This is a genomic window from Saccharopolyspora sp. NPDC045941, from assembly GCF_056431445.1.
In genome coordinates, this window is sequence record NZ_JBWKKU010000099.1 from 1 (window position 1) to 13305 (window position 13305).

General features: G+C 70.0%; 5 protein-coding genes and 1 pseudogene. 4 read left to right on the forward strand and 2 right to left on the reverse strand.

Features of this window, described 5'->3' with window-relative positions; genetic code table 11:
* Positions 1-863 precede the first annotated feature (863 nt).
* Together AC07FN_RS42690 and AC07FN_RS42695 are read right to left on the reverse strand one after the other, a co-directional pair.
* Positions 864-1163: a hypothetical protein gene (locus AC07FN_RS42690; protein WP_478400841.1), complete on the reverse strand. Its 300-nt coding sequence runs from the start codon at positions 1161-1163 to the stop codon at positions 864-866.
* Between the two features lie 138 nt (positions 1164-1301).
* Entirely contained in the window at positions 1302-2057 is a 756-nt protein-coding gene (locus tag AC07FN_RS42695) for a thioesterase II family protein (RefSeq protein ID WP_478400823.1), read from the reverse strand.
* A gap of 175 nt (positions 2058-2232) precedes the next feature.
* Here AC07FN_RS42695 and AC07FN_RS42700 point away from each other — a divergent pair.
* From AC07FN_RS42700 to AC07FN_RS42715, 4 genes and pseudogenes are all read left to right on the forward strand, one after another.
* A pseudogene (locus tag AC07FN_RS42700) lies at positions 2233-2451 on the forward strand (phosphopantetheine-binding protein); the annotation flags it as partial.
* Positions 2452-3044: 593 nt separating this feature from the next.
* Positions 3045-5300: a non-ribosomal peptide synthetase gene (locus AC07FN_RS42705; protein ID WP_478400824.1), complete on the forward strand. Its 2256-nt coding sequence runs from the start codon at positions 3045-3047 to the stop codon at positions 5298-5300.
* On the forward strand, positions 5297-11725 hold the full coding sequence (locus AC07FN_RS42710) for an SDR family NAD(P)-dependent oxidoreductase (RefSeq protein WP_478400825.1): 6429 nt from the start codon (positions 5297-5299) through the stop codon (positions 11723-11725). Before AC07FN_RS42705 ends, AC07FN_RS42710 begins: the two co-directional genes overlap by 4 nt.
* A 69-nt stretch (positions 11726-11794) precedes the next feature.
* Positions 11795-13300, forward strand: coding sequence for an ABC transporter substrate-binding protein (locus AC07FN_RS42715; protein WP_478400826.1), 1506 nt, complete (start codon positions 11795-11797; stop codon positions 13298-13300).
* Positions 13301-13305: the final 5 nt, after the last annotated feature.

Below are 13305 nucleotides of genomic sequence, written 5' to 3' on the forward strand. Positions count from 1 at the left end.
ATCCACGGCGGCTGCTCACCCTTCCTCACCCAACCATGATCCACGATCAAGGAAACCCAGACACAACCAGTGGTCCTTTTGCTAGGAACTCTAAGCGCAGCTGGCGATGGAGTGGAGTTCGCGGAGCCCGGTCAACAGCGTCACGCAGGTGGCATTTGTCTGCCGAGCTCGCCTTGGAAACCGGTGCGCGCTGGGGCGAGCGGACCGAACTGCGATGCGGTGACCTCCACGCCGTGACCAGGACGGTGACTATTGCCCGCGCTGTCGCCGAGGTCCACCCACCAACCGCCGTTCTGGCTCACCGCGAGCCTCACACACACTCCCCTGCACGTTGGATATCTACCGAAACTGTCGCTACGCTCTGCCGCTTTCATCGGCACCGTGCAAATAGCCGACACCCGTCCCGAACGGACGCTGCGGCACGCACACCACGCAGTCAACCGAGCCCACGCGGTGTTCCAATCGGCTCAAGCTTGTCCCGTACCCCATCGCGACCGCGCGCACCTCGCGGACGTCCGGGTCGCGGAGACCCCACACATCACTGGAGGTCGACGCACCGTTCCGACCAGTGTTGCCACGTCGAGCGCCCCCACTCGGCGGCCAGTACTGCGCCTGGCCGCCCCGGTTCCGACTGGCGTCAGCACGCCGCATCCGACATCGCATCGCCGCCCGCCTGGCCCGGTAGCTGTCAGGGACGCTGGCGGCCAGCATGCCCCGCGCGAACAACAACCGGCCATCAGCGCAGCGGGCTCTGGTTATGCAACAGGTTCCACCACCAATGCCCGACCCCATACTCCAGGATGTAGATGCTGCGCACCGGACCTGCTCGCGTCCACAGTTGACACGGGCAAGCCCCGGCGGGCTCAGTGCTCGTCGTAGTGGTCGTCGTGGACGGCGTGGCGGTGTCCGTCATGGATGTAGTCGACGTGGTCGCCGTGGGGAACGGCGACATGGCCGCAGCCTTCACCGTGGGCGTGCTCGTGACCGTCGTGCACGACGTGCTCGCCCGGCTCGCATTCGTCGTAGTGGTCGTCGTGCGCCCGGTGCAGGTGCCCATCGTGCGCGTAATCGACGTGGTCACCGTGGGGAACCACCACGTGCCCGCAGCCCTCGCCGTGAGCGTGCTCGTGCGTGGGGTGCTCTTGATGCGCCATCGTCACCATCGACCTTTCGCTCACTTCAGGCTTCTCATTGACCCGAAAAGCCTAATCTCGGATGCGGCAATGCGCATAGGGACATGCGACCGGCACCGCGGCAACGCCCTGGAGACCGAGCACGATCAACTGCGAGGCACAGCAGGCCTAGCTCAGGAGGGCTGAGACAGCGTGGCGGATCGTCGCCAGGACTGCGTTGCGATGCGGTACGAGATAGAAGTGATCACCGGGGAGGACCACGACGTGGCACTTCGCCCGGGTGAGCTGTCGCCAGTCCTGTGCCTCCGCCACGGTGGTCTCGGTGTCGTCGGCGGCGCACAGCGCCGTGATCGGGCAGTCGAGCAGGGGCGGCGAGTTCACCAGACGATAGGTCTCGTTCACCCGGTAGTCCGCGCGGACCGCCGGCAGGAGGAGGCTTCGCACCTCTGGTGACGCTAGGACGTCCGCGCGATCGGGCATGAGTCTGGCGAGCTCGGCGCACAGCTCGTCGTCCGAGCGCTGATGGAAGTCGTCGGCACGGTGGTGGTGCGGGGGCTCTTTCGCCGAGACCACGAGATGGCTTGCTTCCCGGCCTGGCCCGCGTTGCAAGGCGTGCGCGGTCTCGTAGGCGACGGTGGCTCCCAGGCTATGTCCGAAAAGGATGAACGGGCGGTCGAGCCTGTCGCGGAGTCCGGCGACGAGGTCTTCGACGAGCTCTGGCATTGCGCCGCAGGCCGGCACGTTCCAGCGATCCTCCCTCCCCGGGTACTGGATCGCGCAGACCTCGACCTCCGGCGGCAGCGATGACGACCACGACCGGAAGAAGCTCGCCGCGCCGCCGGCGTGCGGCATGCAGAACAACCTCACCCGCGCCGCAGGCCTCGGGTCGTAGCAGCGCAGCGCCGAATCCGAATACTGCAGCACGGGCCATCCTCTCCCAGTTGATCGACTTGGCGTCACCGGTCGTCACCATCCGTGTTCGCTCTTGACATCGTCGTGATCGTTCGGAGCATAATTGAAAACGATTGTCGTTTTCTTGTCCAGGGCGCCGACGCTCTGCGATCAGAATCCGACCTCGCCTGATCTCCGAAGGAGGACCATGAGCGCGACCCCGACGGGATCGTCGGTCGACCTCGCTGCCGTTGCCGCGGCCCTCGCCGAGGTGATGGACGTACCCACCGGCTCGATCGAGACCGACACGCCCCTCGTCGAGCTGGGCCTGGAGTCGTTCACCGCGGTGCGGCTGCGCCGCCGCCTTCGCGAGGAGCTCGAGCTCGATCTCCCGCTCACCGCTTTCCTCGGCGCGGCAACGGTTCGCTCGATCGCCGAAGGCGTGGTCGAGCCGGGTGAGGCCGCCGGATCGTTCCCGCTCACCCCGATCCAGTCGGCCTACTGGGTCGGCCGCGACTCGGCGTTCCCGCTGGGCGGGGTGGCGACGTTCTTTTACCGGGAGTACGACCGGATTCCGGCCGCAGACCCGGAATCCGACCTGGAACGCCTGAGCTCGGCGTGGAACGCACTGGTCCAGCGGCATCCCATGCTGCGCATGGTCGTTGGCGAAGACGCCCGGCAGCGCGTGCTGGACTCCGTGCCGCGCTACGAGATTCCCATCACCGATCTGCGGGGCATCGACCCTGCGACCGCCGAACGCACCGCCGCCGAGTTGCGGCACGCCTGGTCGCACCAAGTTCGCCCGGCCGACCGCTGGCCGCTGTTCGACATCCAGGCGATTCTGCTGCCCGATGGCCGGACGCGGCTGTGCATGGGGATCGACGTGCTCGCGCTGGACCTGGCCGGGTGGATGCAGTTGCTGGCCGAGTGGGGCACGTTGGTCGAGGATCCGTCAGCAGAGCTGCCTACCCCGCTGCCTGGAGCGACACCACTCTCGGCTGGGACCCCTCGTTCCAGCCGGTGGAACAGCTGGCGGTTGCGCCATTCGGCCAGGTCGGCTCGCTGCTCGACGATCCGCTGCGGGCAGCCGCCGAACGCTGTCCCGACGAGCCAGCTCTCCTGGACAGCGAGAATTCATTCAGCCACAAGGAAGTTTCGGCGAACGCCGCGCAGACGGCTGCTGCGCTCGTGGCAGCCGGTGTCGGTCCGGGCGATCTCGTCGCGGTCTCGATCGAGAAGAACGCGGCGCAGATCACCGCGATCCTCGGGGTATGCGCCAGTGGCGCGGGCTACGTTCCGGTCGAGCCGTCGTGGCCGGCGAACCGCATCGCCTCCGCCTGCGCCCAGGCCGGCATCCGGCATGCCGTGGTGGGCCCCGACGCACAGGTGGAATGGCCCGACGACGTCACCGTGCACCGCTTACCTGAGAACGGCGCGCTCCTCGACGAGGCAGCGGAAGCGTCGGCGCTGCGGCGGCCGGAACCAGATGACCTGGCCTATGTCATCTTCACGTCCGGGTCCACCGGACGCCCCAAGGGCGTCGCGATCGAGCACCAGGCCGCTCGTACCACGATCGACGACCTCGTCGACCGCTTCCCGATCGGCGCCGAGGACCGGATGCTGGCGCTGTCGGCGGTCAGCTTCGACCTGTCCGTGCACGACATCTTCGCCGTGCTCGGGGTCGGCGGAGCTCTGGTGCTTCCCGACGCCGAGCGGCAGCACGACCCGGGCCATTGGCTGGAACTGATGCGTCAGCACCGGGTGACGTTGTGGAATACCGCTCCGGCGTTGATGGAAATGCTGGTGGAGTACGCCGAGGTCGACCCCGTGCTGGCCCGGGAGGCGTTCGCACCGCTGCGGTTGGTGTTCCTGTCCGGGGACTGGATCCCGGTCACGCTGCCGGACCGGGTGCGTGCACTCGCCCCGAACGCCCAGATCGTCAGTCTCGGCGGCGCGACCGAGGCGTCGATCTGGTCGATCTGCCATCCCATCGGCGACGTGGAGCCCGGGTGGCGCAGCATTCCCTACGGCCGCGCACTGCGGGGACAGGTGTTCCACATCCTCGACGAGCACGGCCGTCCGCAGCCGGCCGGAGAGCCCGGTGAACTGCACATCGGCGGCGGTGGCCTGGCGCGCGGCTACGTCGGGGATCCGTTGCAGACCGCCGACCGGTTCATCACCCATCCGCAGCTGGGCCTGCGGCTCTACCGCACCGGTGACATGGGGCGCTGGCGCCACGACGGGACGATCGAGTTCCTCGGACGGCTGGATCGGCAGGTCAAGATCCGGGGGCATCGCATCGAACTGGGCGAAGTCGAATCCGTGCTGGACCGGCTGCCCGGGATCCGCAAGTCGGTGGCGCTGTCGGTACCGGGCCCCGACGACCGGCCCCGCCTGGTGGCCTACGTCGTCCGGCACGCCGACGCCGAGATGACCGACGAGGACATGCGCCGGCGCCTGCGCGAGAACGTTCCCGAGTACATGGTGCCCACCCGCTTCGTCACGATGGACGAATTCCCGGTCACCGCCAACGGGAAGATCGATTACAAGGCGTTGGAGAACCCGTACCGACGAGCCGCCGCGAAAGACACCACTGGTGCGCCCGCCGAGGCTCCTGCTGTGACCGATCCACGGCCCGAGCTCGAAGCCGACCAGCCCGTCGAACGGGGTGTCGCGTTCGGGTTCGACGCGGCGCTGAACGACGCCACCGCCCGCGGCCTCGATGTCGCGATCACCTTCTCCCCCGGGGCGTTGTCACTGGCGGAGGCGCTGTCCGCGGCTGGGGAAGGCGGCAAGCAGCTGCTGTCGGCCGCCGCGGCCGCCGGCCTGCGCACCGCCGAGCGGTTGCGGGACGGGGCCCTCATCGAGCTCACTTTCAGCCGGGACGCGCACTCGACCGCGCCACCGACGGTGAACCCGTCGCCGACTGCCACGCCCGCCACACCACCACCGCCTCCGGCACCACCGTCGAAGCAGGTGGCGGAGACCGAGACGGCCATCCAGAAGGTGTTCAGCGACCTCTTGAAGTCCGAAGTGGACACCACGACGCAGTTCTTCCAGCTGGGTGCCACGTCGCTCACCCTGGTGCAAGCCCAACGCCGGCTCAGCGCGGAACTCGATCCGAACCTCACGGTGGTCGACTTCCTGGCCAATCCCACGGTCCGCGACCTGGCCGCAGTGATCGCACAGCGAACGGAACCGGCTCCCGCTCGGCCCGCCTCACCGGTTTCGGGCCGCCGCGCCGCCCGCGCGCACGCCGCGGAGCTGGCCCGATGATCGCCATCACGGGCCTGGCCTGCCGCTTCCCCGGAGCACCGGATGCCGCAGCGTTCTGGGACATGCTCGTCGCTGGCCGCGAAGGGCTCACCCGCTTCACCGAAGCGGAGCTGGCGGCCCGCGGCGTTCCGTCGCGACTGCGCAACCGCCCGGACTACGTGCCGGTCGGCGGGCTGATCGACGGGCAGGGCCTGTTCGACCCCGAGCCGTTCGGCCTCACCGATGCCGAAGCCGCCCTGCTCGACCCCCAGCAACGGCTCTTCCTGGAAGCGGCCTGGGAGGCGCTGGAACAGGCCGGGCACGGCTGCGGGCTGGGCGCAGGCTCGGTCGGGGTTTTCGCCGGGGCCGCGCACAGTTCCTACCTGGCCAGCAACCTCGCCGACCGGTGGAGCCCGACCGGCGGCGGCGCGGACCCGGTGGGCAGCCTGCAGACCGCGATGGCCACGCACGCCGACTACCTGCCGCTGCAGGTGGCCTACCGGTTGAACCTGACCGGTCCGGCCATCGCGGTGAACACGACGTGCTCGACGTCGCTGGTCGCGGTGCACACCGCCGCGCAGTCGCTGCTCAACGAGGAATGCGATACCGCCGTCGCGGGCGGCGTTTCGCTGATCGTCCCTCAGGGACACGGGTATCTGCACGTGGCCGAGGGGATCTATTCCGCCGATGGCACAGTGCGTCCCTTCTCCGCCGACGGTAGCGGCATCGTCTACTCGCAAGGAGTCGGAGCCGTCGTGCTGCGACGGCTGGAAGACGCACTGGCCGACGGCGATCCGGTGCTGGCGGTCCTGCACGGCTCCGCGGTCAACAACGACGGCGCGGACAAGGCGGGATTCACCGCGCCGTCATTGCGCGGGCAGGCGCGGGTGATCGCCGAGGCGCAGGCGATCGCCGGTATCGATCCCCGGCAGATCGGCTACGTCGAGGCGCATGGCACCGCCACGCGGCTGGGCGATCCGGTCGAAACCGCTGCACTGCGGCGGGTCTTCGGCGACGCAGGCCCGGCCTGGTGCGGGCTGGGTTCGGTAAAGAGCAACATCGGCCACGCCAACACCGCTGCGGGCATCGCCTCGTTCATCAAAACGACGCTGGCGATCCAGCACCGGATCCTGCCCGCGTCCCTGCACGCCGAACCGCTCAACGACCTGCTGAAGTTGTATGGTTCGCCATTCGACGTCGTCACCGAGACCCGGCAGTGGCAGGGCCCGGAACTGGCCGGGGTCAGTTCGTTCGGCATCGGCGGCACGAACTGCCACGTCGTGCTGGGCCCCGCGCCGAGCCGCCCCGCAGCGCAGCCGGACTCCCGCCCGCATATCTTGACGGTCTCCGCGCACAGCCGTGCAGCGGCCGAGCAGACCGCAACGGCCATCGCCGAAGCCGAGCCAGCAGATATCGCGGACCTCGCGCACACCCTGCAATCCGGACGGTCGGCACTCCCCTACCGCGTCGCCACCACCGCGCGCGCTGGGGACATCTCAGCGTTGCGGAGCGGCACCGCAGTGCAGGCACTACCCACCCCACCACGTGTGGTGTTCGCTTTCCCTGGCGCCGGAAGCCAGTACCCGGGCATGGGTTCGCGGCTCTACGCGGAGGAACCGGTCTTCCGGGACTGCGTCGACGAATGCGCTGCCCTGCTGCGCCCCTTGCTGGGAACCGACATTCGCGAGGCCGTGATCGGCGACGCCGCGGAGCAACGCGTCCGCGACGCCGCCTACGGCCTGCCCGCGTTGTTCGCGGTGTCGTTGGCGACCGCCCATTTGCTGGATTCCTGGGGCGTGCGGCCGGACGTGGTGCTCGGGCATAGCCTGGGCGAGTACACCGCTGCCGTGGTGGCCGGTGGGCTCTCGCTGCCGGATGCTGCGCGGCTCGTCGCGGTTCGGTGCGCCGGTGCGTCCCGTGCCGCCGGCGGCGGGAGCATGCTCGCGATCCAGCTGCCGGAAACCGACGTGGCCAGGCTGCTCGCGAACCACCCCGACGTCGACCTCGCGGCGGTCAACGCACCCGATTCATGCGTCGTTTCCGGACCGCGACGCGCCGTCGAAGCACTCGCCGCCAGCCTGGGCGACGACAAGCGATCCGCGTTGCTCCGCGTCGATGCCGCGCTGCATTCGCGGCTGGTCGAGCCCGCGATGCCCGCACTCCGGGCGGCCGCGGAAGCCCTGCGATCGCGGTCGCTGTCGGTACCGATGGTCACGACGGTCACCGGCACTTACGCGGGCGCGGAGTTGGGTACGGCTGAGCACTGGGTGCGCCAGCTTCGGGATACCGTGCGGTTCTCCGATGCGTTGCGCACCGCAGTCGACGGCGACGGCCGGGCCGTCGTGGTGCAGGTCGGGCCGGGCAGCGCGCTCGCCGGCCTCGCCCGGCGCAACGGACTTCCCGCGCTGCACACCGCGTTGACGACGTTCACCGCGGAGGAACCCGACGAAGCGATCTCCGTCCGCGATGCCGTCGGCCAGCTGTGGGTGCACGGGCTCGACATCGACTTCGCCGCTCAGCACGTCGAACCGCGTCGTCGCATCGCCGCGCCGGGTTACGCCTTCCAGCGGCGGCGGTTGTGGATCGACCCTCCGCAACCCCGGCAGGTTCGCGCCGAAGACGAACCCAATGCCACAGAGCCGCTGCAAATTCCGCGCTGGCAGCAACTTCTGCCGCTGGATCGACCGGCCTCGTTGCCTGGTCGCTGGATTGTTGCCGCAGATGCCGACGACGCCCTGGCCGCTGCCGTCCAGCGGGAGTTGACGGCACTAGGTGCGAGCTGCGTTTCCCCCGGCGAGCTGACCGGCTCCGAACCGTTCGCCGGTGTGCTCCTGTTCGCCGGCGCCGGCGAGGACATCACGACGGGGATTCTCCGCCACGCCGAACTGTCCCGTGCTCTCGCCGATTTGGAGCCGTCCCCGCCACTGCTGCTCCAGATCACCAGAGGTGGCGAGCAGGCGGACAGCCGAGACCTACCCGGCACCGCCCACGGTGCGCTGCGAGTGCTCCCCCGAATCCTGGGCCAAGAGCTGCGAGGCTTGCGGTGGAGGGCGATCGATCTCCCGGCCGGCTCGGACGATGCCGCAGCCGTCGTGGCGGAGATCGCCGACCTCAGCACGGCGGAACGGTCTTCGGGCCGGGAAATCGCGGTGCGCGGCGATTCCCGGTGGCAGCGGACGATCGTGCCGTGGCGCCCCAAGGCCCGGAGCACACCACCACCCGGTGACCTCGCGCTGATCACGGGCGGGCTGGGCGATGTCGGGCTGACCATCGCCGAGCACCTCGCCCGCAACGGATACCGCGTCGTCATCACCTCGCGCAGCGGCCTGCCGGCCCACCCCAAGCCCGGCAGCACCGCCGAACAACGGCTCCAAGCCATCCGGCGGCTCACCGAAGCCGGCGCCGAAGTGGAGGTTCGCGAGCTCGATGCGGCAGATGTTGCCGGCACGACAGCACTTCTGCGCGAGCTGTCCCAGCAGGGACGCCTCGATGTCGTGATCCATGCAGCGGGCGTCGCCGCGACCACCAACGCGACCCCGCTGCGGGAGACCACCGCCGAACTCGTCGCCGCGCACATCACCACCAAGGCAGGTGGAGCGCTCGCGCTGCGTGCCGCGATCGACGAGCTCCCGCCCCGGTTGCGGCCTCGCACGGTGTTGTTGATGTCGTCGGTGACCACGCTGGTCGGCGGTATCGGCATGGGCGCGTACGCGGCGGCCAACGGCTTCCTCGACGCCCTGGCGATGTCCGCCCGCGACGACTCGACCCGTTGGGTCAGCGCGGTGTGGGATGGCTGGCGGGTCGGCCCGCTGGGCGCGGAGCGCACCGTGGTGCTGGACCACGCGTTGGACGCCGAGACCGGCATGGCCGCGCTGGACCGGATCCTGCACGGCACGACGCCACCGGTGGTGGCGATCGCCGCCACCGGGCTGGCCGACCGCATGACGCAGGCCGCCTTCACCGAACGAGCCGAGACGCCGGGAAGTGTGGCCGATCCCGCCGAAAGGGCGGTCGCCGAGCTGTGGAGCGAACTGTTCGGCTCGCCCGTGACCTCTCCCGACGCGGACTTCTTCCTGCTCGGTGGGCATTCGCTGCTCGCGACGCGGATGCTGGCATCGGTGCGGGAGCGCTTCGGGGTCGACATGCGGTTGCGCGATCTGCTGGCTCAACCGACGGTCGCCGCGCTCGCGGCCCGCATCACCACAGCCGAGCCCACACCGCCCGAACCCTCTCCAGAGGTAGCGCCCGGGAGCTCGGACGGGACGTTTCCGCTGACGCGGGTGCAGCACGCCTACTGGGTCGGCCGCGACGGAGGCTACGAGTGGGGCGACGTGCCCTGCCACTTCTACCTGGAGTACGACTGCGAGGAACTCGACGTCGACCGGTACGAACGGGCCTGGAACCTGGTGTTGGCCCGCCACCCCATGCTGCGGACCATCATCACCCCGCAGGGCCGGGCGAAGGTGCTCGACGACGTGCCCGCCTACCGCATCCGGGTGCACGACCTGACGTCGTTGCCGGAGCAGCGCCGGGCAGCGCGGCTGGAGCGGCTTCGGGAGCGCATCAGCCGGCAACCTGGGCCGCCGGATCGGTGGCCGCTGGTGCAGATCCAGGCCGCGCGGCTCCCTGGTGGCCGGGTCCGGTTGTTCATCGGCGTTGACGTGCTGATCTGCGACGCGGCGAGCTGGTGGATCATCGACCGCGAGCTGCGGCACCTCTACCGGGAACCGGATCAGGCGTTGCCGGAAATCGGCATCGACTTCGCCGCGTGCGTCGCGGCACTGGAGCACCGCCGGCACGGCGAGCGGGGTGAGCTGGCGGCTGCCTACTGGCGCGCCAAGTTGGACTCGCTGCCCGGTGGGCCCGCGCTCCCGGTGAGCGAATCGACTGGGTCGACGAGGTTCGTCCGGCGTGCCGCCGCGCTGGCTCCCGACGCGTGGGCCGCGTTGCAGGCCGCAGCTGCTCGGCAGCGGGTGACACCCACGGCCGTGCTGCTCACCGCCTACGCTGAAACGCTTACGGCGTGGTCCGGAAGCGATCGGTTCGCCATCATGCTGACGTTGTTCGACCGCCCGGGCATCCACCCCCAGGTGTCCGATGTGGTCGGTGACTTCACATCGCTGGTGCTCCACGCGGTGGACCACTCCCGGGCGGAGTCTTTCCTGCAGCGGGCCCGAGCCGCGCAGGAGCTGCTGTTCGCGGACCTGGACCACCGCGACTTCTCCGGTCTCGAGGTGCTCGCCGAGCAGTCCTCGCGGCTCGGCCACCGGGTCTCGGTGCCCGTGGTGTTCACCAGCGCCCTGGGCATCGAGGACGTTATCGGCGCGGAGCACGACCCGGAATGGGTCGGCACGCAGGTGGCCGCGCTCAGCCAGACACCGCAGACATTGCTGGACCACCAGGCGTTGGAGCAGGGCGGGCGGCTGCTGCTGCAGTGGGACGCCCTGGAACCCGCGCTGCCCGCGGACCAGCTCGACCGGGCCTTCGCCGACTACGTGCAGCGCGTCGAACGCCTCGCCACCGATGCGTCCACATGGGACAGAACTGACGCCGACGACGAGGACATCGCGTTGCCGGTCCGCCCCAGCGGCGGAGGGCACGCGCTGTTCCTGATGCACCCATCCGGCGGTGATGTCGTTTGCTACGCCGAACTGGCCCGGCAGCTCGACGATCGCATCGACGTCGTCGCGCTGACCGATCCGGAACTCGTCGACGGCATCGGTGCGACCGACATCCCCGGGATGGCCGCGCGCTTCCTCGACGTGGTCCGCCGCTCGCAGGAACACGGCCCGTACCTGCTCGGCGGCTGGTCCATGGGCGGCGACCTGGCGCAGGAAATGGCCCGTCAGCTCCACGCCCTCGGGGAGCGGACCGAATTGCTGGTGCTGCTCGACTCCAACGACCCGAGCTACATCACGCACATCGACGGCACACCGGAGGAGATCGAACTGGCCGTCGTGTGGCGCTTCCTCGGTGCGCTGGAGGGCTTCGTCGACGCCGATCTCGGTGCCGGACCTGACCTGGAAACCTCAGCGGTCATCGACGCGGTCCGGCAGCTCCCAGCCGACCGGCGCTGGGACGAGATCGACCGGCGGCTGCGGTCCGCGCGGCTGCTCGGGCGCCGCGACAGCGCCCGACGGCGGGTCTCGGTGTTCGCCCGGCACCTGCGGGCGCTGGCCGATCACGAACCCGGACTGCTCGACGACGAGCGCACCAGAACACTCCTGGTCCGTGCCGATCGCCCGGCACCGCGCAACTCCGGTGTGGGCATGGGCGTCGATGACACCCCGCCCGACCTGGCGGATCTGGGTTGGGGCCGCTACCTGACCGGGCCGCTGGAGGTGGTGGGCGTCGACGCCCACCACTACTCGCTGCTGCACCAACCCGCGATCACGCAGGTCGCCGCGGCCATCAACGAAGCGCTGAAAACGGCGCTGGATCGCTGATCCACACCCGCGCGTCCCGGGCGGCCTTCGCCCGGGACGCGCATGAACCCGAACCGACGAAGGACCTCGATGCAACGACGACAGTTCGTCCTGGGCGCAGCCCTGGCCACCGCCCTGGTGGCCGCCGGCTGCGCCGCCAACAGCACCGCCGACACGAGCACCGACACACTTCGCTACGCGGCGGTCGGTGCTCCTGCGGCAGCCAGCAACGATCCGCACGGAGGCCTCGGCAACGAGTCCGACGCCATGCGCTTCGCACTGCTCTACGACGTGCTGGCCGTGCCTGGGGCGGACGGCAGCACCCAGCCGCGACTGGCGACCTCCTGGACCCCTGACCCGACCCTGACCCGCTGGAATGTCGCGCTGCGGCCGGACGCCGCGTTCACCGACGGGCGGCCGGTCCGAGCCGCGGACGTGCTGTTCTCGCTGCGCCGGATGCAGGACAAAGCCGCCGAGAACTACGGCCGGATGGCCATGTTCGACCTCACCGCATCCGCCGCCGTCGACGAGCACACCCTGAACCTCGTAACGCGCAAGCCCTTCGCCGAGGTCGGCAAGGCTCTGGAGTCGGCGACCTTCGTCGTCCCGGAGGGCAGCACCGATTTCAGCATCCCAGTCACCGGGTCCGGCCCGTTCCGGATGGCCGGCGGCGACGCCGCCAGCGCCGTGCTGGAACGCAACGACCACTGGTGGGGACCACGCCCGCCGCTGCGGCGGATCGAGATCCGCGCGATCGCCGATCCTCAGGCCCGGGCCGACGCGGTCGCCGCCGGGCAGGCCGACGTTGCCGGCAGCGTGAACCCGGCCACCGCCCGGCAGTCCGAACAGGACGGTCTGCAGGTCGTGCACCGGCCCGCAGTCACGGTGTATCCGGTGGTCATGCGCCTGGACCGGGCACCGTTCGACGACCCCCGAGTTCGCGAGGCGATCAAGCTCGCGGTGGACCGAAAGCAGTTGCTGGACACCGTCTTCCTCGGCCAAGGCGCAGTGGGCAACGACCTGCTCACCCCCGCCGACCCGACCGCACCGGCACCACCGCAGCGCCAGCGCGACCTCGACCGAGCGCGGCAGCTGCTCGCCGAGGCGGGGCACGCAGGCGGGCTGGATCTCACGCTGCGCACCACGACCGCCTACCCGGGCATGGATACCGCCGCGACACTGCTCGCCGACCAGCTCCAGGTCGTCGGCATCCGGGTCCGGGTGCAGGTGGAACCGCAGGACACCTACTGGACCCAGGTCTACTCGCAGGCCGACTTCTACGTCAGCTACCTCGGCGGGATCCCGTTCCTCGACGTCGCGCGCGTGGCACTGCTGTCGACGTCGCCCACGAACGAGACCGCGTGGCACCGGCCCGACTGGGACCTCGGCTTCGATGCGGCGCTGGCGACCGCGGACGAGGCCGCGCGCAGCGCCCAACTCGGCCGGTTGCAGCAGCAGGTGCGCGACGAGGGCGGCTACCTGGTGTGGGGTGCCGGCGACGGGCTCGACCTGGCGCGGCCGCAGGTGGCGGGGCTACCCACAGGACCGGGATTCCAGCGGTTGTTCATCGACCAGGTCCGGATCAACGCCACGTGATCCCG